At 71.4% G+C, this 23,443-nt stretch carries 23 protein-coding genes and 1 pseudogene; 14 read left to right on the forward strand and 10 right to left on the reverse strand.

The features are described from left to right. Positions 1 to 24 precede the first annotated feature (24 nt). From ABD998_RS06200 to ABD998_RS06215, 4 genes are all read left to right on the forward strand, one after another. Entirely contained in the window at positions 25 to 1,140 is a 1,116-nt protein-coding gene (locus ABD998_RS06200) for a hypothetical protein (protein WP_345437107.1), read from the forward strand. Next, on the forward strand, positions 1,137 to 1,595 hold the full coding sequence (locus tag ABD998_RS06205; protein ID WP_345437109.1) for a hypothetical protein: 459 nt from the start codon (positions 1,137 to 1,139) through the stop codon (positions 1,593 to 1,595). The genes ABD998_RS06200 and ABD998_RS06205 overlap by 4 nt, the downstream gene beginning before the upstream one ends. Positions 1,596 to 1,899: 304 nt before the next feature. Further along, positions 1,900 to 2,793 (forward strand): phosphoribosylaminoimidazolesuccinocarboxamide synthase, encoded by an 894-nt coding sequence (locus ABD998_RS06210; protein ID WP_345437111.1) that lies wholly within the window; start codon positions 1,900 to 1,902, stop codon positions 2,791 to 2,793. A 270-nt stretch (positions 2,794 to 3,063) separates the two neighbouring features. After that, the gene (locus tag ABD998_RS06215) at positions 3,064 to 4,419 is read left to right on the forward strand and encodes a uracil-xanthine permease family protein (RefSeq protein WP_345437113.1); all 1,356 of its coding nucleotides are present in this window, start codon (positions 3,064 to 3,066) and stop codon (positions 4,417 to 4,419) included. Between the two features lie 22 nt (positions 4,420 to 4,441). On the opposite strand, the gene ABD998_RS06220 is transcribed toward ABD998_RS06215, so the two are convergent. After that, positions 4,442 to 5,026, reverse strand: coding sequence for a TetR/AcrR family transcriptional regulator (locus tag ABD998_RS06220; RefSeq protein WP_345437115.1), 585 nt, complete (start codon positions 5,024 to 5,026; stop codon positions 4,442 to 4,444). An 80-nt stretch (positions 5,027 to 5,106) separates the two neighbouring features. Between ABD998_RS06220 and ABD998_RS06225 the strand changes: the two genes are divergently transcribed. Beyond that, positions 5,107 to 5,982 (forward strand): DUF1266 domain-containing protein, encoded by an 876-nt coding sequence (locus tag ABD998_RS06225; RefSeq protein ID WP_345437117.1) that lies wholly within the window; start codon positions 5,107 to 5,109, stop codon positions 5,980 to 5,982. Continuing rightward, positions 5,970 to 6,998 carry a hypothetical protein gene (locus tag ABD998_RS06230; protein ID WP_345437119.1) on the forward strand — a complete coding sequence of 343 codons (1,029 nt, stop codon included), beginning with the start codon at positions 5,970 to 5,972 and terminating at the stop codon, positions 6,996 to 6,998. Before ABD998_RS06225 ends, ABD998_RS06230 begins: the two co-directional genes overlap by 13 nt. A 36-nt stretch (positions 6,999 to 7,034) precedes the next feature. On the opposite strand, the gene ABD998_RS06235 is transcribed toward ABD998_RS06230, so the two are convergent. Continuing rightward, a complete protein-coding gene (locus tag ABD998_RS06235; protein WP_345437120.1) occupies positions 7,035 to 7,457 on the reverse strand; it encodes a GNAT family N-acetyltransferase in 423 nt (140 codons plus the stop codon). 36 nt (positions 7,458 to 7,493) lie between these two features. Here ABD998_RS06235 and ABD998_RS06240 point away from each other — a divergent pair, with 36 nt between their 5' ends. Beyond that, positions 7,494 to 7,883: a VOC family protein gene (locus ABD998_RS06240; RefSeq protein ID WP_345437122.1), complete on the forward strand. Its 390-nt coding sequence runs from the start codon at positions 7,494 to 7,496 to the stop codon at positions 7,881 to 7,883. 18 nt (positions 7,884 to 7,901) lie between these two features. Here ABD998_RS06240 and ABD998_RS06245 read toward each other — a convergent pair whose 3' ends face one another. After that, positions 7,902 to 8,249, reverse strand: coding sequence for a PLD nuclease N-terminal domain-containing protein (locus tag ABD998_RS06245; protein WP_345437125.1), 348 nt, complete (start codon positions 8,247 to 8,249; stop codon positions 7,902 to 7,904). A 64-nt stretch (positions 8,250 to 8,313) separates the two neighbouring features. On the opposite strand from ABD998_RS06245, the gene ABD998_RS06250 reads away from it, so the two are divergent. Then, positions 8,314 to 9,174 (forward strand): VOC family protein, encoded by an 861-nt coding sequence (locus tag ABD998_RS06250; RefSeq protein ID WP_345437127.1) that lies wholly within the window; start codon positions 8,314 to 8,316, stop codon positions 9,172 to 9,174. On the opposite strand, the pseudogene ABD998_RS06255 reads toward ABD998_RS06250, so the two are convergent. The 6 genes and pseudogenes from ABD998_RS06255 to ABD998_RS06280 form a co-directional block, all read right to left on the reverse strand. Then, positions 9,143 to 9,742 (reverse strand): annotated as a pseudogene (locus ABD998_RS06255) (GNAT family N-acetyltransferase). The gene ABD998_RS06250 and the pseudogene ABD998_RS06255 sit on opposite strands and share 32 nt — an antisense overlap. A gap of 32 nt (positions 9,743 to 9,774) precedes the next feature. Continuing rightward, complete coding sequence (locus ABD998_RS06260; RefSeq protein WP_345437129.1) at positions 9,775 to 10,809, reverse strand: LacI family DNA-binding transcriptional regulator; 1,035 nt, start codon at positions 10,807 to 10,809, stop codon at positions 9,775 to 9,777. 323 nt (positions 10,810 to 11,132) lie between these two features. Next, the gene (locus ABD998_RS06265; RefSeq protein ID WP_345437131.1) at positions 11,133 to 12,545 is read right to left on the reverse strand and encodes a GH1 family beta-glucosidase; all 1,413 of its coding nucleotides are present in this window, start codon (positions 12,543 to 12,545) and stop codon (positions 11,133 to 11,135) included. Continuing rightward, the gene (locus ABD998_RS06270; RefSeq protein WP_345437133.1) at positions 12,542 to 13,429 is read right to left on the reverse strand and encodes a carbohydrate ABC transporter permease; all 888 of its coding nucleotides are present in this window, start codon (positions 13,427 to 13,429) and stop codon (positions 12,542 to 12,544) included. Before ABD998_RS06270 ends, ABD998_RS06265 begins: the two co-directional genes overlap by 4 nt. Continuing rightward, entirely contained in the window at positions 13,426 to 14,487 is a 1,062-nt protein-coding gene (locus ABD998_RS06275; protein ID WP_425562951.1) for a carbohydrate ABC transporter permease, read from the reverse strand. Before ABD998_RS06275 ends, ABD998_RS06270 begins: the two co-directional genes overlap by 4 nt. Positions 14,488 to 14,560: 73 nt before the next feature. Beyond that, the gene (locus ABD998_RS06280; protein WP_345437135.1) at positions 14,561 to 15,832 is read right to left on the reverse strand and encodes an ABC transporter substrate-binding protein; all 1,272 of its coding nucleotides are present in this window, start codon (positions 15,830 to 15,832) and stop codon (positions 14,561 to 14,563) included. 121 nt (positions 15,833 to 15,953) lie between these two features. Here ABD998_RS06280 and ABD998_RS06285 point away from each other — a divergent pair, with 121 nt between their 5' ends. From ABD998_RS06285 to ABD998_RS06300, 4 genes are all read left to right on the forward strand, one after another. Further along, entirely contained in the window at positions 15,954 to 17,759 is a 1,806-nt protein-coding gene (locus ABD998_RS06285; protein ID WP_345437137.1) for a gamma-glutamyltransferase family protein, read from the forward strand. A 73-nt stretch (positions 17,760 to 17,832) separates the two neighbouring features. Further along, a complete protein-coding gene (gene purS, locus ABD998_RS06290) occupies positions 17,833 to 18,081 on the forward strand; it encodes a phosphoribosylformylglycinamidine synthase subunit PurS (RefSeq protein ID WP_345437139.1) in 249 nt (82 codons plus the stop codon). Next, on the forward strand, positions 18,078 to 18,785 hold the full coding sequence (gene purQ, locus ABD998_RS06295; RefSeq protein ID WP_345437141.1) for a phosphoribosylformylglycinamidine synthase subunit PurQ: 708 nt from the start codon (positions 18,078 to 18,080) through the stop codon (positions 18,783 to 18,785). The genes purS and purQ overlap by 4 nt, the downstream gene beginning before the upstream one ends. 225 nt (positions 18,786 to 19,010) lie before the next feature. After that, the gene (locus ABD998_RS06300; protein ID WP_345437143.1) at positions 19,011 to 19,940 is read left to right on the forward strand and encodes a 2-hydroxyacid dehydrogenase; all 930 of its coding nucleotides are present in this window, start codon (positions 19,011 to 19,013) and stop codon (positions 19,938 to 19,940) included. 128 nt (positions 19,941 to 20,068) lie between these two features. Here ABD998_RS06300 and ABD998_RS06305 read toward each other — a convergent pair whose 3' ends face one another. Continuing rightward, entirely contained in the window at positions 20,069 to 20,623 is a 555-nt protein-coding gene (locus tag ABD998_RS06305) for a nucleotidyltransferase family protein (RefSeq protein WP_345437145.1), read from the reverse strand. Between the two features lie 188 nt (positions 20,624 to 20,811). Between ABD998_RS06305 and ABD998_RS06310 the strand changes: the two genes are divergently transcribed. Next, the gene (locus tag ABD998_RS06310) at positions 20,812 to 21,882 is read left to right on the forward strand and encodes an XdhC family protein (protein ID WP_345437147.1); all 1,071 of its coding nucleotides are present in this window, start codon (positions 20,812 to 20,814) and stop codon (positions 21,880 to 21,882) included. Between the two features lie 85 nt (positions 21,883 to 21,967). Beyond that, positions 21,968 to 23,326: an 8-oxoguanine deaminase gene (locus ABD998_RS06315; RefSeq protein WP_345437149.1), complete on the forward strand. Its 1,359-nt coding sequence runs from the start codon at positions 21,968 to 21,970 to the stop codon at positions 23,324 to 23,326. Positions 23,327 to 23,443: the final 117 nt, after the last annotated feature.

The following is a 23,443-nucleotide window of genomic DNA, read 5'->3' on the forward strand; positions in this document are numbered from 1 at the left end:
TTCTGGCCGAGAGGAAACGTATTCATGAGCAAGAGACTTACCGTCTATCTTGCGGGACTCACACTGGTAGCCTGCGCCACACTAACACCTAGCATTGCTTTTGGATCCACCGATGCTGCGGACGAGGTCACAGCGGATGACGCAATCAGCGCGATTCGGAACGTCGCCAGTGGCACTGACGAGCAAATTGCCAATCCTGGAGACGTCGAAATAGGCGCAGCGAACGTGACGGTCGAGAGCGACCTGGGAACAGTTGCCACCGTCCCACTTCTCGAGGTGGCACCGATCGAAATCGAAACGGCTGAGCTTGTGGATGAAACCGGCGACATCGTCCAGGCAGCGCAATCGGTTACCGTTTCACTCCCCACCACAGCAACCGGAGATTCACCTGAGATCGGCACCGACGGATCGGTTACTTTCCCCAGTGCGTCCGCAGCCGCGACCACGGTCATTCCCGCCGGAGATGGTTCTGTCCAGTTCCTCACAACCATCGCCAACTCGTCAGCGGCGGAACGATATGTCTACGATTTCGGGCTCCCTGAAGGCGCCCGACTCACAGTCAATGAGGCCAACGGGGCGGTGATGGGGCTCGATCGAGACGGCGGTCTGATATTCGTTATAGCACCCGCCTGGGCACTCGACGCTGACAGCAATCCAGTTCCCACTCACTACGAGGTAGATGACCACACCGTCACCCAGGTCGTCGAGCACAGAGCTAGCGACACAGCAAGCTACCCGATCGTCGCCGACCCTTGGATGGGCATGGATCTGATCGCCAACTACAAGTGGGTTGGGCCCACGTCCGCCGGCAACTGGAAGATCTCAGTGGCGGTCACCGCAACGATGGGGTGGGTGACGTCTGATGTCGCGAACTATAACGGATGGCCTGAACTCGTTACCAAGGTCACACGAACGAGCGCATTCCACCTGGCGAGGCTCAACAGCGCGCGCGCCACATACTCCCAGCAGTGGATGTGTCACGCTATCGGCAAAGCCGCAATCGGCATCGGCACGTGGCTCGGTGTCGACGGCTCCCCAACCTGGGACCTGGAGAGCTGGCGGCCCGTTCTCGGCCAGATCGATGGACGATCCACCTGGCAGATCGCGGAAACCATGGTACAGAAAAGGTGCAACTGGTGATGATGACGAAAAACAAATCCCGCGTCGCCGGACTGGCAACATTCGCGACATCAGCGGGGTTGTTTATTGTTGCGACATTGCGAAGCCAAGAAGTCGCCAGTACAGGTCGAGCCAATTTTGGCAACAGTTTACAGACCGATCCTGTCTATTGGATGTTGATGGCGCTTTCTTCGCTGACTTGGTTGGCAACGTTGACCGCGTTTGCCCTGTACCCACGGAAGCATCCGGCACGCAGGAGCATTATCGTGGCCACGACTGTTCTCCTTTGGCTGACCCCCGCCCTATTTGTTGCCGCTCTGGCCGCTCTTTACTCTGAGCTTCCACTATCCATCACTTTTGCCCTGGGGATACTCTCGTTGATCGCGGGCGTACTTGGCGTCACCTTCGCGATCCTCGTCGCCGCCGACCGTGTACCTTCATCCTCGGCAAGGAGTAGCACTCAGCTACAGCACTGAATTCAACACTCAGTATCCGAGCCAGTGTCGCACGGCAGGTGCACGCCCGGCCCCGAGTTGCGCCGCCCATGCACAGCCCTATGCTCCCCCGTCCCGATCCGGTACGCAGGTGGGCGTCCCTTCCAACCGCTCGTCGGAGCGAATGCGACGTCGTCGGCGGCTGCGCGATTCGACGATCGCAGCCGCTACGCGACCGTCTCGCCCGCAACCCGAAGTTCGTCGCCGCGCAGTGAGCCATGCGCGTCCGCCCCTGCGTTCCCGTGCCGGGGCGGACGCGCGTGGCGGCACCTGAGATGATGGTCGGGTGAGCGACGCCCTCGACATCCCCGGCTGGAAGCACGTCTACTCCGGCAAGGTCCGCGACCTGTACGTGCCGGCCGAGACCCCCGACGGCGCGGAGGCCCCGAGCATGCTCGTCGTGGCGAGCGACCGGGTGAGCGCGTTCGACGTCGTGCTGTCCCCCGGCATCCCCGGCAAGGGCGAGCTGCTCACGGCGCTCAGCCTGTGGTGGTTCGACCAGCTGGCGGGCGCCGACGGCGGCGAGTCCGTGCCGAACCACCTCGCGGGCGAGCCTCTCCCGGGGGAGGTCGAGGGGCGCGCCATGATCGTGCGCTCGCTCGACATGCTGCCCGTCGAGTGCGTCGTGCGCGGCTACCTGACGGGGTCGGGATGGTCCGAGTACGTCAAGCACGGCACGGTGTGCGGCATCGCGCTGCCCGCCGGCCTGCGCAACGGCGACCGCCTCCCCGAGCCGATCTACACCCCCGCGTACAAGGCGCCGCTCGGCGAGCACGACGAGAACATCACGTACGCGCAGACGATCGACCTCGTCGGCGCCGACCGCGCGGCGCAGCTGCGCGACCGCTCGCTCGAGATCTACCGCCGCGCGGCGGCGGCGGCCGAGGCGAAGGGGCTCATCCTCGCCGACACGAAGTTCGAGTTCGGCGTCGACGACGACGGCGTGCTGCGCCTCGCCGACGAGGTGCTGACGAGCGACTCGTCGCGCTACTGGGATGCCGAGGCCTGGCAGACCGGCGCGACCCCGTCCGAGCGCATGGCGAGCTTCGACAAGCAGATCGTCCGCGACTGGCTCGCGGCGCACTGGGACAAGCAGGGCGAGCCCCCGGCTCTCCCGGCCGAGATCATCGAGCGCACCGTGGCGCGGTACCGCGAGCTCCTCGAGCGACTGACCGTCTGACGGCACCGCGACGGCCTGAGCCGTCCCGCGGCCTGGCGCCCCTGCGGCCTTCGGCCTGAGCCGTCACGCGGCCTGGCGTGCCCGGCGGGCCTGGCGTCTCCCGCACCCCGCGGTCCCGCGGGGCACGGTCTCCTGCGCGTCATACCCCGGCAACGCAGGACGCGCTAGCGTGTCCCGAGGTCGTCCGGCCCGTCCGCCCGCGCCCCGCCCATCCGCCCGCGCCCCGCCCATCCGCCCGCGCCGATCCGGCGCCCACCCGAAGGAGACCCCATGCCCCTGTGGACCGTGCACGGCGACGGCCGCACCGTCGCCCCCGGCGCCGTCGTCGGACCGACCGAGCGGCTCGGATGGCCGGCGACCGTCGCGATGGGCGTGCAGCACGTCGTCGCGATGTTCGGGGCGACGTTCCTCGTGCCGACGCTCACCGGCTTCCCCGTGTCGACGACGCTGCTCTTCAGCGGTCTCGGCACGCTCGTGTTCCTGCTCATCACGAAGAACCAGCTGCCGAGCTACCTGGGCTCGTCGTTCGCGTTCATCGCGCCCATCACGGCCGCGGTCGCCGCGGGCGGCACCGGTTCGGCGCTCGCCGGCGTCGTCGCCGTCGGCCTCCTCCTCGCCCTCGTCGGCGTCGTCGTGCAGGTCGCCGGCCTCGGCTGGGTCGATGCGCTCATGCCGCCCGTCGTGGCAGGGGCGATCGTCGCGCTCATCGGCTTCAACCTCGCGCCGACGGCATGGGGCAACTTCCAGGCCGACCCCGTCACCGCGACCATCACGCTCGTCGCGATCATCCTCTTCGCCGTGCTGTTCCGCGGCTTCCTCGGGCGCATCTCGATCTTCCTCGGCGTCGTCGTGGGCTACGTCTACGCCGCGGTCACGGGCTCCTTCGACGTGCCGAACGCGCTGCGCGGCGGCCGGACGCCCTCCGAGCTCATCGCGGAGGCGCCGTGGATCGGGCTGCCCGAGTTCCACCTGCCCGACTTCGTCTCGCCCGGCACGTGGACGACGATCGCGATGTTCCTGCCCGTCGTGCTCGTGCTGGTCGCCGAGAACGTCGGGCATGTGCGCGGCGTGGCGACGATGACCGACGCCTCGGTCAACCGCCACACGGGCCGCGCGCTCATCGCCGACGGCGTCGCCACCACCCTCGCCGGCGGCTTCGGCGGCTCGGGGACGACGACCTACGGCGAGAACATCGGCGTCATGGCCGCGACGCGCGTCTACTCGACGGCCGTGTACTGGGTGGCGGGACTCGTCGCCATCCTGCTGGCGTTCTCGCCCAAGGTGGGCGAGGTGTTCAACTCCATCCCCGCCGGCGTGCTGGGCGGCGCGACGACCGCGCTGTACGGTCTCATCGGCATCATCGGCATCAAGATCTGGGTCGACAACCGTGTCGACTTCTCGCGCCCCGTCAACCAGTACACGGCGGCCGTCGCGCTCGTGATCGGGATCGCCGGGTTCTCGATGCAGCTGGGCGACTTCGCCTTCGGCGGCATCGTGCTCGGCACCGTCGCGGCCCTCGTCATCTACCACGTCGGCAACCTCATCGCCCGTGCCCGCAGGACGGGCGCGGATGACGGCGGGCCCATCCCCGCGGTCGGCCAGATCGGCGGCGACCCCCAGGAGTGATCCCCAGCGCCGCCGGCGCGCCTCAGCCGTCCAGGCCGTAGCGCGCGAGCACCCAGCGGCGGGCGGCGGCGAGCGGGAACGCGTCGCCGCCCGTGGCCGACTTCACGACGACGCCCTCGAGCACCGTACGCAGCATGACCTCCTCGAGTGCGGGATCGGCCGCTCCCCGCTCGCGGAAGATCTCCCGCACCGCGTCCTCCGCGGCCGTGACGGCGGCGGAGTTGCGCTCGGCCGCCTCGACGAAGAACGGCCGCTGCGTGGGGTCCTGCTGCATCGCGAGGACGGCGCGGTGCAGCGTCATGTTCTCCGCCGCAGCCTGCAGCGAGCTGTCGACGATGCCGCGAAGCCTGTCGTCGGCCGTCCCGGGACGCGCCTCGGGGAACGACACCATGAGCGAGAACCAGCGATCCACGAGCTCCGCGACGAGGCGGTCCTTGCTGCCGAAGTGGTAGTTGACGAGGCCCTGCGCGACGCCGGCGCTCCGCGTGATGTCGGCCACGGTCGCACCGTGCACGCCGCGCTCCGCGAAGAGGTGCGTCGCCGCGTCGAGGAGCGCCTCCTTCGCGCGCTCGCGCGCGAGGCGGTTCTGCTCATCCGAGCGCGCCATCCGCAGCCTCCTTCTCCTCGGGCGGGCGGTCCGCTATACATTAATCACTGAACACTCGTTCAATTCTTAGAGGGGACCTCATGCTGCGCTCTGCCCGCGTGGACGTCAACGATCTCGGCTCGATCATCGGCTGGCTCGCCGGCCAGTGGTGGGCATGGGCCGTGGTCGGCGTCATCGTGCTCATCGTCGTCGTGCTGTGGCTGCTGCCTGACGCGAAGGTGAAGCCGTCGGACGCGTACCCGACGACGGGAACCGAGGCGAACGAGATCGCGCTGGGGTTCCTGCAGATCCACAACCTTCCCTCCGGTCCCTGGAACGACCCCACGGCGTCGGGGCTCACCGACCGCGAGCGGAAGCAGCTCGTCGACCAGTGGGGCATCCACTCGCGCGACGACTGGCTCGCGAACATCGAGCGGCTCGTCGAAGACCGGCGCCGCCGCGACCTGTGGGTGAGCCTGCTCGGCGTGCGCGCCGAGCTCGCGCGGTCGCTCGGGCGCCCACCCCGGACGAAGGAGTGGGTGGCGGGCATCATCGAGGCCGGCGGCGACAAGCGCACGGCGAAGACCTTCGTCGCCGCGGTCGAGTCGATCGAGCACGAGACCCGCAAGACCGCGGGCAAGGGCGCCGTGCCCGCCGATGTCATCGCGACGTCCTTCGACGGCTACGCGTTCGGCCAGGCCGTCGCCCTCACGACGTGGGGCGTGCACATCGGGTACGGCGACGTCGACGAGGCGCGCACGATCATCCGCCGTGTCAACGACGCGGCGCGGCCCGCGTTCGGGTCGTGGGCGGAGTTCGGCCTGAGCTACACCGTCGGCCGCGTCATGCACTGGAGCGACGGCAACCTCACCGACAAGACGTTCGAGAAGCTCGGCAGCTCGACGGCGCTCGACCTCGGTGCGGCGCTCTCGGAGAAGCGCGAGGGACCGTGGGCGACGCTGGCGTGGACGCGGTAGCGGTCGACCTCGACCCGCTCCGCCGGCCGGCGGGGCTCCGCGACATCGGCTCCTACGAGCGGCTCTGCGCAGTCCCGTGGCACCGCCGCCTGGCGGCCGTCGCGACGGGGATGGCCGCCGCGACCGTCGCCGTCGCAGCCGGCGTGTGGGCGGCGTCCGTCTCGGGGCTCCTCGCGCAGGCTCCCGTCATCGCGGTCGTCGTCGTGGGCTACGCCGCGCTCGGCGCGTGGGCGTTCATCTGGTGGACGACGGAGCTCGGCCGGCGCGTGAAGCTCGCCTCCTTCGCGTGGGCGAACGGATGGGCGTACGCCGACGTGCTCGAGCACACGCGCCGGCCGGGCTCGGCGTTCACCCGCGTGCTGCGGGGGCGCGAGCGCGCCGTGGTGGCGAGCGACGACCCGCGGCTGCCGTTCGAGCTCGGACGGCACTTCTCGCTGCCTCGCGGACGCGACGAGGCGGCGACGGTGCAGCGCCCGTTCGCGTTCGTCGAGCTGCCCCTGCCGCGCCGCGTGCCGAACATCGTGCTGCGCAACCGCGGGCGCAGCATCATCCCGTCGCTCGGGTTCGGTCTCGGGAACGCCCGGCTCGAGCTCGAAGGGGGATTCGCGAAGCGCTTCCTCCTGTTCGCACCGGAGGGGTATCAGGAGGACGCGCTCTACATCTTCACGCCCGATCTGATGGCACGGGTGCTCGATCTCGGCTCGTCCGCGGAGATCGAGCTGTCGGGCGACCGGCTCTTCGTCTATCTGCCGCACCGCACGCGGTTCGACCGCCCCGACACGATGGCGGCTGTGCTCGTGCTCGCGGAGGAGCTGCACCGCCGGTTCGCGGCGCGCACCGAGCGATACCGCGACGACCGCGCGACGCCGGGCGGGCCATCCGTCGCCCTCCGCGGCCAGCGGCTCGCCGGCGGCGGCGTTCCTCTCGCCGGCATCGCGGCGACGGCCGGCGTCGTGCTGCTGTCGACGGCCGTCACGTGGTTCGGGGTGTGGGGCGCGCCGCTGCTGTTCGGCTGACGAGCGGGCTGACGCGCCGGGACTGGACGAGTCCGTTCAGCCGCGAGGACGCAGCATCCAGTTCTCCGGGGGTTCCACAGGCACCCAGCCGTTTCGGGAGTAGAGCGCGTGCGCGTCCCGCGTGATGAGCAGCGAGCGTCGCACGCCGAGGGCGTCGAGCTGGGCGGCGATCGCCGCGACGAGGGCCTTCCCGATGCCCTGCCCCCTGACCTCCGGCGCGACGACGACGTCGGCGACCCATCCGAACGTGACGCCGTCCGTGATGACACGTGCGAACGCAACCTGGCCGCCGTCCGCGCGGCGGTAGACGCCGAAGCAGCGGGACGCGGCGTTCGCGGCGTCCTGATCGGCCCGCGAACGCCCCTCCGCCCAGTAGGCGTGGTCGCGCAGGGTCGCGTGCACCCAGTCGCCGTCGATGCGCGCCGGGTCGGGCGAGAACTCGTACCGGTCGGTGTCCATCTGTCCAGTGTCGCGCCCGCGTGCTTGGATGGCGGCATGGCCGGCCTGCATCACGTGGAGATCTGGGTGGCGGACGCGGAGACCGCCCGCGAGGAGTGGGCGTGGCTGCTCGAGCGCCTCGGCTGGTCGCTCGACGGCACGTGGGAGGGCGGCTTCACGTTCGCCGCCGACGGGGCGTACCTCACCTTCACGGAGTCGCCCAACCTCGTGGGGCACCTGCACGACCGCCGGCGGCCGGGCCTCAACCACCTCGCGTTCGAGGGCGGCACGACGGACGACGTCGACGGCGTGATCGCCGCGGCCACCGCGCACGGGTGGACGCCGCTGTACTCGGAGCGCTATCCGCACGCGGGCGGCCCCGATCACTACGCCGGCTGGATCGCGAGCCCGGGAGGCTTCAAGGCCGAGATCGTCGCGACGGGCTGAGGCGACGGGCGGGACGCCTCACGCCTCGCCGCGCTCGCGCTTGCGGCGGGCGATCTCGGCGCGCAGGCGCTCCGCCTCGATCTCGCGGTCGAGATCGGCGAGCTGCTGCTCGGTCGTGCGCGTGTCGACGGGCTTCGGCACGAACGGCGCAGCCGGGTAGCCGGTGGCCGCCGCCCGCGGAGCGCGCTCGGGATACTCGCGCCCGATCGCCCACCACAGGATCCCTCCCAGCAGCGGGATGAGGATCGCGATGAGCACCCAGCCGAACTTCGGCAGATGCTTCACCTGCCCCTCCTCGCGCGTGATGATGTCGATGAGCGTCACGACCGAGAACGCGAGCATGGCGAGCGAGATGAGCACCGGCATGCGTTTCACGGTAGCGCGGCGCTCACAGGGAATCGATAGGCGATCGGTTTCGTTGAAACTTCACATGACTGCTCCGACCCTTGCTCCTGACACCGCGATGGGCGCCGTCACGCTGCGCGTCGGCGACCTCGACGACATGACCCGGTTCTACCGCGACGTCATCACGCTCCAGGTGCTGTCGGCCGACGGCGATCGCGTCGTCCTGGGCCGCCGCGGTCGCGCCGTCGTCGTCCTGGAGCACGCGCCCGAGCTCCGCCACGCGCTCCCCGGCGCGGCCGGGCTCTTCCACACGGCCATCCTCTTCGAGACGCAGGCCGCGCTCGCCGCCGCGCTGCACTCGGTCGCCCTGCGCGCCCCGCACACCTTCACGGGCAGCGCCGACCACCTCGTCAGCCAGGCCTTCTATCTGACCGACCCCGAGGGCAACGGCGTCGAGCTCTACTGGGACCGCGCCCGCTCGCAGTGGTCGTGGACCCACGGCCAGATCGAGATGGCATCGCTCTTCCTCGACCCGAACGCGTTCCTGCACGACCACCTCGCGGACGACGAGGATGCCGGCCGTGACGCGGCGGCCGTCGTCGGCCATGTGCACCTCTCCGTCGGCGACACCGCCACCGCGCGCGCCTTCTACGTCGACCGCCTCGGCTTCGATCAGACGGCCGTACTCGGAGGCCAGGCGCTGTTCGTGAGCGCCGGCGGTTACCACCACCACATGGCCATGAACGTCTGGAACTCGCGCGGCGCCGGCCCGCGGATGCCCGCGCTCGGCCTCGGCCGCGTCGACCTCGCACTGCCCGACGCCGACGCCCTGGGCGCTCTCAGGGAGCGGCTCGACCACTTCGGGACTCCCGTGCGCGACGACGGGCGCACCCTCGAGTTCGACGACCCGTGGCTCAACCTGCTCCGTGCCGAGGTCGCCGCATGATCAGCTCGCGCCGCATCAGCACGCGCGGGATGCCGCCCGACACCGACGACGTGTCGGAGACCTTGACGAATCCCGCCTCCTCGAACAGCGACCGGAAGCCGACGAAAGCCATCGTGAGGTCGACCTTCGCGCCGCGGTTGTCGACGGGGTAGCCCTCGACCGCCTCGGCTCCGCGCTCCCGCGCGAACGCGACCGCTCCATCCAGCAGGGGGCGCAGGATGCCCCTGCCACGGAACCCCGGACGCACCCTCAGGCACCACACCGCCCACGGATCGGGGCCGTCGACCCGCGGGATCGTGCGGCTGCGGGCGAACTGCGTGTCGGCGCGCGGCGCGACGCCGGCCTATCCGACCGGCTCGCCGTCGTCGTACGCGAGCACGCCGGGCGGGAGCGCCGATCGGCACATCGCCTCGACGAGGGCCGCACGTTCGGGCCCGCGCAGCGCCGTGTTGCGGGACGCGGGCAGCCGGTGGCTGAGGCACCAGCACACATTGGCATCCGGCCGTCTGGGGCCGACCAGCGTCGTCACATCGGCGAAATCCGTCGCCGCCCGCACCTCGATCGCCATGCCGACAGGATGCCCGCCGCCGCGGACATCCGCTACGCGCTGTCGCGCACCACGAGCTCAGCGGGGAGGATCGTCACGCGCGGCGGCGTGCGCCCCGCGAGGCGCGCGAGCAGGACGTCCGCCATCGCCTCCCCCTGCTCGAGCGAGGGCTGGCGGATGGTCGTGAGCGGGGGCGACACGCTCGTCGCGACGGGCGAGTCGTCGAAGCCGATGATCGCGAGGTCGTGCGGGACCCGCCGCCCCGCCCGCGCGAGCACCTCGAGGGCGCCGCGCGCCATCAGGTCGCTCGCCACGAAGAGCGCGTCGGGCCACGGTTCCTCCCCCGCCTCCACGCGCGCGAGGATGCGGCGCATGGCGGCGGCTCCGCCGACCGCCGTGAAGTCGCCGTCGGCCACGGGCCCCGGTGCGATGCCCGCCTCTGCGAGCGCATCGCGGAAACCCGTCAGACGGTCGACGCCCGCGGGCATGTCGGGCGGCCCCGTGATGGTGCCGATGCGGCGGTGCCCGCGGCTCAGGAGGTACTCGGTCGCGACGCGTCCTGCGGCGACGTTGTCGACGTCGACGAAGTAGTCGTCGACGCGCTCACGCGCCGGCCGCCCGCCGAAGACCACCGGCACCGACGCCGAGATGCGGTCGATGTAGGTGTCGCTCGTGTGATGCGAGACGACGAGCGCGCCGTCGACGTTGCCGCCCGCGAGGAACGTCGACGCCTTGTCGCCCGGATCGTCCGACGCGATGATGAGATTCAGCATGTGGTCGGAGCGCGACAGCCGGCGGTTGATGCCCGTCACGATCGCCGCGAAGAACGGGTCGCCGAAGAACCGCGTGGTGTCCTCCGGCACGACGAGCGCGATCGCCTGCGTCTGCCGGCTCGCGAGCGAGCGGGCAGCCCGGTTGGGCACGTAGCGCAGCTCGGCGATCGCCCGCTGCACGGACTCGAGCGCCTCGGGGCTCACCCGGTTGCCGCCGTTGACGACGCGCGACACGGTCGACCGCGACACGCCCGCGCGTGCGGCGACCTGCTCCAGCGTGGCCGGGCTTCGCCCCGCGACGGCATCCGCGCTCATCGGCAGGCTCCTTCTCCTCGTGCCGACATCATCTCGCATCCCGCTGTGCGGCGTGGCGCGGGCGTCGCCGCGGTCGCCGCGAATCGGGGCGAAACCCACCTCGGTCGCCGCGAATCGCGGCGAAACCGGAACCCACCGACCTCACCCCGCACAGGTGTCACCGCGAAACGAGGCGACACCCACCCCAGTCGCCGCGAATCGCGGCGAAACCGGAACCCACCGACCTCACCCCGCACAGGTGTCACCGCGAAACGAGGCGACACCCACCCCAGTCGCCGCGAATCGCGGCGACGCCCGAGCCGGACACCCCGGCCCCGGCCCGCTCAGACCGCCCGCGCCGCGATGATCCGCGCGTACGCCCTCCCCGACTCCTTCACGGTGCGCCGCTGTGTCGCGTAGTCGACGTGCACGATGCCGAACCGCTTCGCATAGCCCCACGCCCACTCGTAGTTGTCGAGCAGAGACCAGTAGAAGTAGCCGCGCACGTCCACCCCCTCGTCGAGGGCGTCGCGGATGGCCGCGATGTGGTCGCGCACGAACGCCACGCGCTGGTCGTCGGCGACCACGCCGTCCACGAGCGCGTCGTCGCCCGCCGCGCCGTTCTCCGTGACGTACAGCGGCGTCGCGCCGACGTACTCGTCCGCGACGCGCCGCAGCAGCCGCGTGAGCCCCGCCGGCTCGATCTCCCATCCCATGTTGGTCCGCTCGAGCCCGCGCTCGTGCCAGTGGATGGCATCGTGCGAGGGGTACGGCGAGAGGATGACGCGGTCGGTGGGCGCGTCCCCGCCCGGAACGGGGACGGGGGACGGCCGACCCGAGACGTACTCGCCGTGGTAGTAGTTCACGCCGAGGAACTCCAGCGGCGTGGAGATCGTCGCGAGATCGCCGTCGCGCACCGCCCCTTCGAACGCGGCGACCGCCTCTGCGTCGACGGCTCGGATGTCCTCCACGATGTCGCCGGGGTACGTCGCGCGGAACACGGGGTCGAGGAACCACCGGTTGAACTGGCCGTCGATGCGCCGCGCGGCGTCGACGTCGGCGGAGTCGTCGGGGTCGACCGCCTCGGCGTTCGTGAGGTTCAGCGTGAGGCCGAGCTCCTGCGCTCCCCGCCCGCGCAGCTCCTGCACGGCGCTGCCGTGCGCGAGCAGCAGGTGATGCGCGGCGAGGAGGCCGTCGCGCACGCTCTGCCGACCCGGCGCGTGGGCGCCGGCGGTGTAGGAGAGGAACGACGAGCACCACGGCTCGTTGAGCGTCGTCCACTGCGTCACCCGGTCGCCGAGCGCGTCGTGCATCGTTCCGGCGTACTCGACGAAGCGCTCCACGGTGTCGCGCGAGGTCCATCCGCCCTTTTCCTCGAGCGCCTGGGGCAGGTCCCAGTGGTACAGCGTCAGCCACGGCAGGATGCCCGCGTCGAGCAGCTCGTCGACGAGCCGGCTGTAGAAGTCGATGCCCTTCCGGTTGACGGCGCCTCCGTCGGGCCGGACCCGCGACCACGAGGTCGAGAAGCGGTACGTCTGGATCCCGAGCCCCTTCATGAGCGCGACGTCGTCGGCATACCGGTGATAGTGATCGCAGGCCACGTCGCCCGTGTCGCCGTCGATGACGGCGCCGGGGACGCGCGCGAAGGCATCCCAGATCGACGCGGTGCGGCCGTCCTCGAAGGCGGCGCCCTCGATCTGGTACGCGGCCGTCGCGGCGCCGAACAGGAATCCGTCGGGGAAGGCGCGCGCGGTCATCCCTTCACCGCCCCGGCCATGATGCCGCTCACGAGCTGCTTGCCGGCCACGGCGAAGAGCAGCAGCAGGGGAAGGGTCGCCAGCACGACACCGGCGAGCACGATCGAGTAGTCGACGAAGTAGTTCGACTGCAGGAGCGACAGGGCGACGGGCAGCGTCGGGTTCTGCCGGTCGAGCACGATGAACGGCCAGAAGAAGTTGTTCCACGCCGTCACGAAGGTGAACAGGAACAGCATCGCCGCGGCAGGGCGCGCAGCCGTGACCCCGACCGTCCAGAACGTGCGGATCATGGACGCGCCGTCCATCCGCGCGGCCTCGATGAGCTCGTCGGGGACGGCCTGCTGCAGGTACTGCGTCATCCAGAACACTCCGAACGCGCTCGTCAGGGCCGGGATGATGATCGCGCCGATCTGCCCGGTCCAACCGATCTCGCCGAACAGGATGTAGAGCGGCACGACGCCGAGCTGCTGCGGCACCGCCATCGTCGCCACGACGAAGGAGAGCAGCACCTTGCCGCCGCGGAAGCGCAGCTTCGCGAACGCCCAGCCGGCGAGGGTGGAGAACACGACGATGCTCACCGCGATGACGGTCGAGCTCCACACCGAGTTCCACAGGGCGCGCCAGAAGTTCACGGCGGGGTCGTTTACGACGCTGAGCGCGTTCGCGATGAAGTTCCCGCCGGGGATCCACGATCGTGCGGGATCGCGCAGGGTCGACGAATCGCCTGACCCGATGAGGAACGAGAAGTACAGCGGGAAGAGGCTGGCGACCAGCACGACGGCGAGGCCGGCGTAGACCCAGAAGCCCGGCCGCGCGCCGCGGATGCGGGTCGTCCGCAGGCGCCTCGGCGCGTCCTTCAGGACGACGGCGGATGTGGCGGTCATCGGCGGGCCTCCGTTGCCTGGGTACGGGCGCGCTGGATACGGGCTCGCTGGATCGCTCGTCGTTCGCGGCGCGAGACGGGCGCCCCGCGCGAGCCCTCGTCGCGCACGAGCGAGCGGGTGACGAGCAGGTTGATGAGGCCGATGGCCAGGATGATGAGGAACAGGATCCACGCCATGGCGGCGGCACGGCCGAAGTTCCAGTCGCCCCACCCGATGTCGTACAGGTAGAGGGTGATCGTGAGCCACTGCTGCGCCGAGCCGCCGCGGCCGAACTGGTCGAACATGCGGGGCTCGTCGAAGATCTGCAGTCCGCCGATCGTCGAGGTGATGATGACGAAGATGAGCGTCGGCTTGAGCGACGGCAGGGTGATGCTCAGGAACTGCCGGAAGGCGCCGGCGCCGTCGACCGTGGCCGCCTCGTAGTAGTCGCGCGGGATGGCCTGCATGGCGGCGAGCAGGATGAGGGCGTTGTAGCCCGTCCACCGGTAGTTGACCATCGTCGCGATCGCGACATGGCTCCAGAACGGCTCGACGTGCCAGGGGATGGCGCCGATGCCGATGGCGGTGAGGAAGCCGTTGATCGCGCCGGACTTGTCGGCGAACAGGGCGTTGAAGATGAGGCCGACCGCGACGGGTGCGACGACGTAGGGCAGCAGGGCGCTCATACGCCAGAAGGTCTTGGCGCGGATGTGCCGGTCGAGCATCGCGGCGATGAAGAGCGCGAGCACGAGCTGCGGCACGCTCGAGAGCAGGAAGATGCTGAACGTGTTGCCGAGCGCCGTCCAGAACTTCGGCTGGGAGAGGATCCAGGCGTACTGGTCGAGGCCGACGAACTCTCCCGAGCGGCGCACCTGGTCCCAGTCCATGAACGAGATCACGCCCGTGTACACGATGGGGAACAGGCCGACGATCGCGAACAGCAGGAAGAACGGCGAGATGTACAGGTAGGGCGAGATCCTCACGTCCCAGCGGCTGAGCCGCTGCGAGAACGAGAGCACTCGGATGGGCCGCTCCGGCGGCGATTCGGCGCGCGTCGGGCGGGTGGCGGTGACGGTCACGGCGTTCCCTCGATGTGGATGGTCGGTGAATGAGGCGGGGTGCGGGCGGCGGAGCCGCCCGCACCCCCTCGGATCAGAAGGCCGAGACCTCGGCGACCCAGGTGTCCCAGCTGGTCTGCTCGTCCTCGATGCCGTCGAACACCCGCGTCACGGCGTTCTGCAGCGCATCGTGGAACTGGAAGTACTTCGGCCCCTTGACGGGGGAGACGGTGACCGCCTCGGCGCGCTCGATGCCGATCTCGCCCGTCGGCGCGTCGTTGAAGTAGGGGTTCGTGAAGCCGGTGAGGTCGGCGCTCTCGTACGCGTCAGGCTGGCTCGGGAACGTCCCGGCGTTGACGAACGCCTCGATCTGCGTCTCAGGGGACGTCAGCCAGTCGGCGAGCTCCTGCGCGGCGGCGACGTTCTCGCCGTTCGCCGGGATCACGAGGTAGGAGCCGCCCCAGTTGCCGCCGCCACCGGGGAAGACGTCGGCGATGTTCCAGCCGTCGACGTCGGGAGCCTCGCCCGCGATGATGCCGTGCATCCATCCGGGGCAGAGCATGGCGGCGAACTCGCCGTTCGCCATCGAGGCGTACCAGTCCTCGCTCCACTGACCGGCGTAGGCCGCGATCGGGACGGCCTTCTCGACGACGGTCTCGTACGCCTCCTGCACGTCGGGGTTCTCGGTGGCGACGACCGTGCCGTCGGCCTCCTCGTAGGTGACCTCGATCTGGTTCATGAGCCCCTGCAGGACGGAGTTCGCGGAGTCGATGAAGGGCGTGCCCGTCGTGTCGACGTACTCCTGGCCGACCGTGAAGAAGTCGTCCCACGTCGTGAAGAGCCCGGCGACCTCGGCGGGGTCGGCGGGGAGGCCGGCCGACTCGAAGAGGTCCTCGCGGTAGCAGACCGCCTGGGGGCCGATGTCGGTGCCGTAGGCGACGAGGTTGCCGTCCGCGTCCGTCGCGGCGGCCTCCTTCCAGTCGAGCCACCGCCCCTCGAGGTCGGCGGGGACGGGAGCGAGCAGGTCGGCGTACTGCATCATCTCCGAGAACCAGTCGATCTCGACGGCCTCGATGTCGGCGAGGCCGGTGTTGCCGAGCTTCTGGAAGAAGTTCGCGCGGGCGTCGTTCGACGTGGCGGCCTTGTTGTGGACGATCGTCACGTTCGGGTGCTCGTCCATGTACTCCTGGAGGAGCTCGTCGGTGTAGCCGAAGTCGTTGAAGGTCGAGATCGTGATCTCGACGGGGGCATCCGGATCCGCCGGCTGGGCGGCGTCGTCCGATCCGGAGCAGCCGGCGAGCGCGAGGCCGCCGATCGCGAGGGCGCTGACCGCGGCGGCGCCGCGGCGGAGGGCACGAGTGGACACAGTCACTCCTTTGTGGTGGGTGCGGGATGGCCATGTGAGAGCGCTCCCACGGCCTGACACGGGACTATATGGGAGCGCTCTCACGCTCGTCAAGTCATCCTTCGGATGACAGGCTGGCGGGATGCCGTTCACCGCTCCCCCCGCCTTCACGACCCGCCCCGACCTCACCGGCACGTTCGGGATGGCCGCGTCGACGCACGGCACGGTGTCGACGGTCGCGCAGGCCGTGCTCGAGCGCGGCGGCAACGCCTTCGACGCCGTCGTCGCCGGCGCGTTCGTCCTCCACGTCGTGGAGCCCCATCTCAACGGGCCGGGCGGCGACGTCGTCGCGATCTTCGCCACGGCGGGATCGGCCCCGCGCGTGCTCGTCGGCCAGGGCCCCGCCCCTGCGGGTGCGACGATCGAGCACTACCGCGCCGAGGGCCTCGATCTCGTCCCCGGCGCAGGTGCTCTGGCAGCCACGGTGCCGGGGGCCGTCGACGCCTGGCTCCTGCTGCTCCGCGACCACGGCACGTGGGAGCTCGGCGATGTGCTCGCGTACGCCATCGGCTATGCGCGTGACGGCCACCCCATGCTGCGGAACGTCGTGTCGACCATCCGCGGCGTCGCGGAGCTCTTCCGCGACCACTGGCCGACATCCGCCGCCCGGTGGATGCCGGGCGGCAGCCTCCCCCGGCCGGGCGATCTCGTCGGCAACCCCGTCTACGCCGACGTGCTCGACGACGTCGTCGCGGCCGCGACGGGCGCCGACCGCGGAGCGCGCATCGACGCCGCCCGAGCGCGATGGCGCGACGTCGTCGGCCGGGCGGTCGAGGGCTTCATCAGCACGCCGCACCGGCACTCCGACGGACGGGACCACGCGGGGGTGCTGACCGCGGCCGACCTCGCCGACTTCGAGGCGTCGTACGAGCCGCCGGCCACGGCGCGGTTCCGCGGGTACACCATCGCGAAGACGGGTGCGTGGGGCCAGGGACCCGCGCTCCTCCAGTCCCTCGCCATCCTCGACGGCCTCGACGACGCGCAGCTCGATCCGTCGACGGAGCTCGGAGCGCACACGATCCTGGAGGCGCAGAAGCTCGCGCTCGCCGACCGCGAGGCCTGGTACGGCGAAGGCCTCTCTCCCGTCGAGCTCGACCACATGCTTTCCGAGGAATATGCACGGGAACGACGCGCCCTCATCGGCGAGCAGGCGTCGCGCGCCCTGCTCCCAGGAGCCGTGCCGGGTCGACCCGCCCCGACCATCCCCCCGCTTCGCACGCACACGACGACGGCCGCAGGCGTAGGGGAGCCGACGGTGCGCGTGACGAGCGAGCTGCCCACCGGTCGCGACGGCGTCGCCCGCGGCGACACGTGCCACATCGACGTCGTGGACCAGTGGGGGAACATCGTCTCGGCGACGCCGTCGGGCGGATGGCTGCAGTCGTCGCCCACCATCCCCGGGCTCGGGTTCTGCCTCGGCACGAGGCTGCAGATGACGTGGCTCGACGAGGACTCGCCGACGGCGCTGCGGCCGGGCGACCGTCCGCGCACGACGCTCACGCCGACTCTCGTGCTGCGCGACGCCGAGCCCGTGATGGCGCTGGGATCGCCGGGCGGCGACCAGCAGGACCAGTGGCAGCTGCTGTTCCTGCTGAGGGTGCTCGCCGGAGGATGGTCGCCGCAGCAGGCGATCGACGCGCCCGCCTTCCACACGACGTCGTTCCCGGGATCGTTCTGGCCCCGGACGGGGACCCCGGGCGGGGCGATCGTCGAGGACCGGCTCGGCAACGACGTCATCTCGGGGCTCGAGCGGCGCGGCCACGTCGTGACGCGCGCCGGAGACTGGGCGCTCGGGCGGCTCTCGGCCGTCACGCGCGACCCCGCCACGGGCATCCTCGGCGCGGCAGCCAACCCGCGCGGCGCGCAGGGGTACGCGGTCGGACGCTGAGCCGGGCGGGCGGGGGACGCGCGCCGACTAGAATGGTCGCGATCCCCCTCCCGCGACATCCGGAGCTCATCTCATGCCCACCATCGTCGTCGACGTCATGCCCAAGGCCGAGCTGCTGGACCCGCAGGGCAAGGCGGTCACCGGATCGCTCGCCCGGCTCGGGCACGGCGCCTTCCAGAACGTGCGCATCGGCAAGCGCATCGAGCTGACCGTCGACGGCGAGGTCACCGACGAGGTGCTCGCCGAGGCGAAGGCGATCGCGGATGAGATCCTCTCGAACGCCGTCATCGAGGACGTCGTGAACGTGGCGGTCGTCGAATGACCGCCCGCATCGGCGTCATCACGTTCCCCGGCTCGCTCGACGACCGCGACGCGCAGCGCGCCGTGCGCGTCGCCGGCGGCGAGCCCGTCGCCCTCTGGCACGGTTCCCACGACCTGCAGGGCGTCGACGCCGTCATCCTGCCCGGCGGCTTCTCCTACGGCGACTACCTGCGCGCCGGCGCGATCGCGGCGCTCGCGCCGATCATGTCGGAGGTGAAGGACGCCGCGGCCAAGGGCGTGCCCGTCCTCGGCATCTGCAACGGCTTCCAGATGCTCGTCGAGGCGCACCTGCTGCCGGGCGGGCTCATCCGCAACGCCCATCAGCAGTTCATCCGCCGCGACCAGCGCCTGCGCGTCGAGAACGCCGACACCGCGTGGACGAACGGCTTCGACAAGGGCGCCGAGATCGTCATCCCGCTGAAGAACGCCGACGGCGGATACATCGCCGACGACGAGACGCTCAAGCGCATCGAGGGCGAGGGCCAGGTGGCCTTCCGCTACCTCGGTGTGAACCCCAACGGCTCCCTCAACGACATCGCGGGCCTCGTCAACGAGCGCGGCAACGTCGTGGGTCTCATGCCGCACCCCGAGCACGCCGTCGAGCCCGGCTTCGGCCCCGCGACGCCGGCCGCCATGCGCTCGGGAGTCGATGGCCTCACGTTCTTCCAGTCGGCCATCTCCGCGGTCGTCGCGCAGGCGGCCTGAGACGCGACGACGAAGCCCCCGGCACATGCCGGGGGCTTCGTCGTGGTGCGGGGCGGTAGTGGTCGCGCCATCCTGGCGGTCGGCGGAGCCCGACCATCCCGCACTCGACCCAGCAGCCGAAAGCCCATGCGCCTGCCGAGCACACACCGGATACGCCGACATCGGATGTGCGCTCGTCAATCGGATATCCGTTTGACGAGAAGCGCGCCGGGTAGCCTCGAACGCGTGACAGCGCTGACGGTCTCCGTGCCCACCGAACAGCTCCTCGACGACGTGCGGGGGCTCCTCGACCCGGCGCTCGACGTCGAGCTCGTGCTCTGGGACGGGCAGGACGCCCCGCCCCGCGACCGCATCGACATCGTCGTGCCGCCGTACATGCGCCAGGGTCGGATGCTCGCCCGGCTGCCAGAGCTCGCGTGCCGGCTCGTGCAGGGGCAGGCGATCGGCTACGAGGGGGTCGAGGAGCGCCTTCCCGCCGGCTCAGCGTACGCCAACGCGACGGGCGTGCACGAGACCGCGACGGCCGAGCTCACGGTCGGGCTGCTGCTCGTCGCCCAGCGCGGGCTCGACCGGATGACCCGCAACCAGGACGACGGCGTGTGGGACAACTTCCGCGCCGTCGGCCTCGCCGACCGGCGCATCGTCATGCTCGGCTACGGCGGGGTGGCGAAGGCGATCGCCGAGCGGCTCGCCCCCTTCGAGGTCGATCTCGTGGCCGTCGCCTCGCGGGCGCGCGACGAGGACGGCCGCCGCGTCCACGCGCTCGACGAGCTGCCCGCGCTGCTGCCCGACGCCGACATCCTCGTCAACGTGCTGCCGGGAGGCCCCGAGACCCACCACCTCATCGACGACCGCGTGCTGTCGCTGCTGCCCGACGGCGCGCTGCTCGTCAACGTCGGCCGCGGGCCCACGGTGGACACCGACGCGCTCGTCGAGCATGTGCGGCGAGGGCGCATCCGCGTGGCGAGCGACGTCTTCGACCCGGAGCCGCTGCCGGCGGACCATCCGCTCTGGTCGCTCGACGGGGTCTTCGTGTCGCCGCATGTCGGCGGCAACACGGAAGCCATGCGCCCCCGCATCGCGAAGCTCGTCGCCGGTCAGGCCGAGCGCCTCGCACGCGGCGAGGAGCCGGTCAACGTCGTCATCCGCACGTAGGCGGTCGCGGCGGGCGGACCCCGGACACGACGCAGGAGATCCGGCCGCGCGGCCCTACCGACTCACCCGCCATCCCGCGCCTGCGACCTACCGGGGGCGCGTATCTCCTGCGACATGTCCGCCGGCGGTCAGCGTCGGTCGACGTCCTCCCCTGACCAGAGATCGCCGCACTCCACCTCGTGCACGCCGTGCGCCACGAGGAAGGGGCGCGCGCCTCGGTCGCCGGTCAGCGATGCGGCGAGAGCCTCCCGGTGCGACGCCCCGATGACGACGGGATGGCCGGGGCGGCCCGCGTAGACGGCCTGCGCCAGCGCGTCGCTCGGCCTCGGGCTGGCGGCGCGCAGGCGCTCGACGGCGGCTGCCGGCAGATCGGGGATGTCGACGGTCGCGACGACGACGGCGTCCGCTCCATCGGCGGCGGCGAGGCCCGCGCGAAGCGATGCGGCCATCCCCTCGGCCCAGTCTGCGGCGACGACCGCCTCGGTGCCGTCCGGGACGAGCGGGAGCGCCTCCTCGGCACGCGCGCCGAGCACGACGACGACCCGGTCGCAGCCGCCCGCGCGGAGCACCGAGACGACGCGCACGAGCCAGGGCACGCCATCCGCTCCGTGCGCGAGCGCCTTGGGCCCGCCGAAGCGCGAGCCGGCACCCGCCGCGAGCACGATCCCGCAGAACCCTGTCATCCTCCGACCGTACCGACCCGCCCGTCGGCGGTCGCGGTCAGCGCGTGGGCGGCTCCGACCGCTCCGCCATCCGGAAAGCGGACGAAACCACCCACCGGCGCGAGGCGCCCTCACTCCCCGCGCGGCGCCATCCCAGCTCGCATCCCGGATGTCTCGCGCGTGAAACATGGCGGGGCTAGCGTGGCGGCATGCTCGACCTCGCCGCTCCCCTGCTCGCCCGGATCCGATCCGGTGCGCGGGTCGCGGTGGTCACGGTCACCCGCGTCGCGCGCAGCGCCCCGAGGGGGCTCGGGGCGTCGATGGCCGTCACCACCCACGGCGAGGTCATCGGATCGATCTCGGGCGGCTGCGTCGAGGGCGACGCCGTCGTGCTCGCGCACGCCGTGCTCGCCGACGGCGTCGCCCGCACGGCGCGCTTCGGATTCGACGACGACACCGCCCACGCCGCGGGCCTCGCGTGCGGCGGCCAGGTCGACGTCATCGCGTACGTCGTCGACCCGGCGGACATCCGCTCCGTCGACGCGCTGCGGCGGGCTGCCGACGGCGAGGCGGTCTCCGTGGGCATCGCGCTCGCCGACGGACGGCTCGTCGACGCCGGCGACCTCGCCGACCCTGCCGGATTCGACGCGGCGGCGCTGCTCGCCGAGACGCGCGTCGTCTCAGGCCCCGAGCCCGTCCTCGTCGTCTCCCGCGCACCACGTCCACGGCTCGTGCTCGCCGGCGCGACCGAGCACGCGGCGGCGCTGTGCCGCATCGCCTCCGCCGCGGGCTTCGCCGTGACGGTCGTCGACCCGTGGGAGCTCCTCGTCACGCGGGAGCGCTTCCCCGACGCCGACGAGCTCGTCGTCGCGCTGCCGCACGAGCACCTCGCCCGTCGTGCCGACCTCGACCCGCGCACCGCCGTGTGCGTGCTCACGCACGACACGCGCCTCGACGTGCCGGCCATCCGCGTCGCCCTGGACCTGCCCATCGGGTTCGTCGGCGCCCTCGGCGCCCGCACCACCGTCGCGCGTCGCGCAGAGCTGCTGCGCGAGGAGGGCGTCGCCGACGACGACCTCGCCCGACTGCGCTCCCCGCTCGGCCTCGACCTCGGCGGCTCGACGCCCGAGGAGACCGCCGTCTCGATCGTCGCCGAGATCCTGGCCGCGCGCCACGGCGGGACGGGCCGGCCGCTCCGCGCGCTCGGCGGACCCATCCACCGCGATCGGCCCGTCGCCGAGGCATGCGCGCGACGCATCGACGAAACACGGCCGACCTAGGATCGGCGCAACGCGTGTCCTATCACCATGGCCATCCCGAGCCAGGGCGGGGACGGAATCCCTCCCCCACCCGCAGGAGCACCACATGAGCACCACCGTCATCGAGGGCGGCTACATCGCCACGGTCGACGCCGCAGGAACCGAGCACCGCACGGGGCACGTCGTCATCGAGGACGGCCGCATCGCCGCCGTCGGCCAGGGTCCCGCCCCCGCCGCGCTGCGCGAAGACGCGACGATCGTGGACGCCTCCGGCTGCCTCGTGACGCCGGGACTCGTCAACACCCACAACCACCTCTACCAGTGGCTCACGCGGGGATACGCGCAGGACGCCATCCTCTTCGACTGGCTCACGACGCTCTACCCGCTCTGGGCGCGCATCGACGCCGATCTCACGCGCGAGGGCGCAGCCGGCGGGATGGCGGTGCTCGCGCGGTCGGGGTGCACGACGGTGGGCGACCACCACTACGTGTTCCCCCAGGGTTCGGGAGACATCGTGGGCGGGCTCGTCGAGGCGGCGGCCGAGATCGGCGTGCGCCTGCACGCGACGCGCGGCTCGATGGACCTGGGCGCCTCGCAGGGCGGCCTGCCGCCCGACTTCGCCGTCGAGACGACCGACGCGGCCCTCCGCGCCTCGCACGACGCGGTCGAGCGCTGGCACGACGCATCCGCCGACTCCGCCGTGCGCATCGCGATCGCGCCGTGCTCGCCGTTCTCCGTCACGGCCGACCTGCTGCGGGAGGCCGCCGTGCTGGCGCGCTCGCTCGACGTGCGGCTGCACACGCACGCGTCGGAGACGGCGGAGGAGGACGCCTACTGCGCCGAGCACTTCGGCATGTCGCCGACGGCATATCTCGAGAGCCTCGGATGGCTCGGCGACGACGTCTGGATGGCGCACGCCGTGCGCCTCGACGCCCCGGCCATCGCGCGCTACGCCGCGACGGGGACCGGCGTCGCGCACTGCCCGTCGTCGAACGCCCGCCTCGCCGCGGGGATCGCGCCCGTCCGTGCGATGCTCGACGCGGGCGTGCCGGTCGGCCTCGGCGTCGACGGCGCGGCGTCGAACGAGTCGGGCCAGCTCGGCGTGGAGATCCGCGAGGCCGTGCTGATGGGCCGCCTGCGCACGGGCGCCGACTCGCTCTCCGTGCGCGACGGCCTGCGGATGGCCACGGCCGGCGGGGCCCGCGTGCTCGGCCGGCAAGACGAGATCGGATCGCTCGAGGTCGGCAAGCTCGCCGACATCGCCGTCTGGTGGACGGGCGGCGTGGAGCACGCCGGCATCCTCGACCCCGTCGCGGCGCTCGGACTCGGGGCGCTGCCGCCGCTGCGGCGTCTGCTCGTCGGCGGCCGGACGGTCGTGGAGGACGACACGGTCGTGACGGCCGACGAGCAGCGGCTCGCGGAGCGCGTCGCCGTCGCATCGCGCACGCTGGCGGAGCGCGCATGACCCGCCTGACACTCGCATCGCTCTCCGCGTCCGCTGCCCCCCTCTCGCCCAGCGGATATCCGTTTGCCGAAAGCACACCAGATGAGGCGGAATCCGGTGTGCGCTGCTCCAACGGAT

The sequence above is a fragment of the Microbacterium gilvum genome (genome assembly GCF_039543865.1).
In the GTDB taxonomy this organism is placed as follows: Bacteria; Actinomycetota; Actinomycetes; order Actinomycetales; family Microbacteriaceae; genus Microbacterium; species Microbacterium gilvum.

Bases quoted from the DNA above. Each gene is read 5' to 3' on its own strand.
- ABD998_RS06225 (WP_345437117.1), top strand. From the start codon at position 5,107: ATGCTGCGCTCTGCCCGCGTGGACGTCAACGATCTCGGCTCGATCATC.
- purS (WP_345437139.1), top strand. From the start codon at position 17,833: ATGCCCACCATCGTCGTCGACGTCATGCCCAAGGCCGAGCTGCTGGAC.
- ABD998_RS06250 (WP_345437127.1), top strand. From the start codon at position 8,314: ATGACTGCTCCGACCCTTGCTCCTGACACCGCGATGGGCGCCGTCACG.
- ABD998_RS06220 (WP_345437115.1), bottom strand. From the start codon at position 5,026: ATGGCGCGCTCGGATGAGCAGAACCGCCTCGCGCGCGAGCGCGCGAAG.
- ABD998_RS06265 (WP_345437131.1), bottom strand. From the start codon at position 12,545: ATGACCGCGCGCGCCTTCCCCGACGGATTCCTGTTCGGCGCCGCGACG.
- ABD998_RS06315 (WP_345437149.1), top strand. From the start codon at position 21,968: ATGAGCACCACCGTCATCGAGGGCGGCTACATCGCCACGGTCGACGCC.
- ABD998_RS06285 (WP_345437137.1), top strand. From the start codon at position 15,954: ATGCCGTTCACCGCTCCCCCCGCCTTCACGACCCGCCCCGACCTCACC.
- ABD998_RS06260 (WP_345437129.1), bottom strand. From the start codon at position 10,809: ATGAGCGCGGATGCCGTCGCGGGGCGAAGCCCGGCCACGCTGGAGCAG.
- ABD998_RS06305 (WP_345437145.1), bottom strand. From the start codon at position 20,623: ATGACAGGGTTCTGCGGGATCGTGCTCGCGGCGGGTGCCGGCTCGCGC.
- ABD998_RS06310 (WP_345437147.1), top strand. From the start codon at position 20,812: ATGCTCGACCTCGCCGCTCCCCTGCTCGCCCGGATCCGATCCGGTGCG.
- purQ (WP_345437141.1), top strand. From the start codon at position 18,078: ATGACCGCCCGCATCGGCGTCATCACGTTCCCCGGCTCGCTCGACGAC.
- ABD998_RS06215 (WP_345437113.1), top strand. From the start codon at position 3,064: ATGCCCCTGTGGACCGTGCACGGCGACGGCCGCACCGTCGCCCCCGGC.
- ABD998_RS06235 (WP_345437120.1), bottom strand. From the start codon at position 7,457: ATGGACACCGACCGGTACGAGTTCTCGCCCGACCCGGCGCGCATCGAC.
- ABD998_RS06270 (WP_345437133.1), bottom strand. From the start codon at position 13,429: ATGACCGCCACATCCGCCGTCGTCCTGAAGGACGCGCCGAGGCGCCTG.
- ABD998_RS06240 (WP_345437122.1), top strand. From the start codon at position 7,494: ATGGCCGGCCTGCATCACGTGGAGATCTGGGTGGCGGACGCGGAGACC.
- ABD998_RS06245 (WP_345437125.1), bottom strand. From the start codon at position 8,249: ATGCCGGTGCTCATCTCGCTCGCCATGCTCGCGTTCTCGGTCGTGACG.
- ABD998_RS06200 (WP_345437107.1), top strand. From the start codon at position 25: ATGAGCAAGAGACTTACCGTCTATCTTGCGGGACTCACACTGGTAGCC.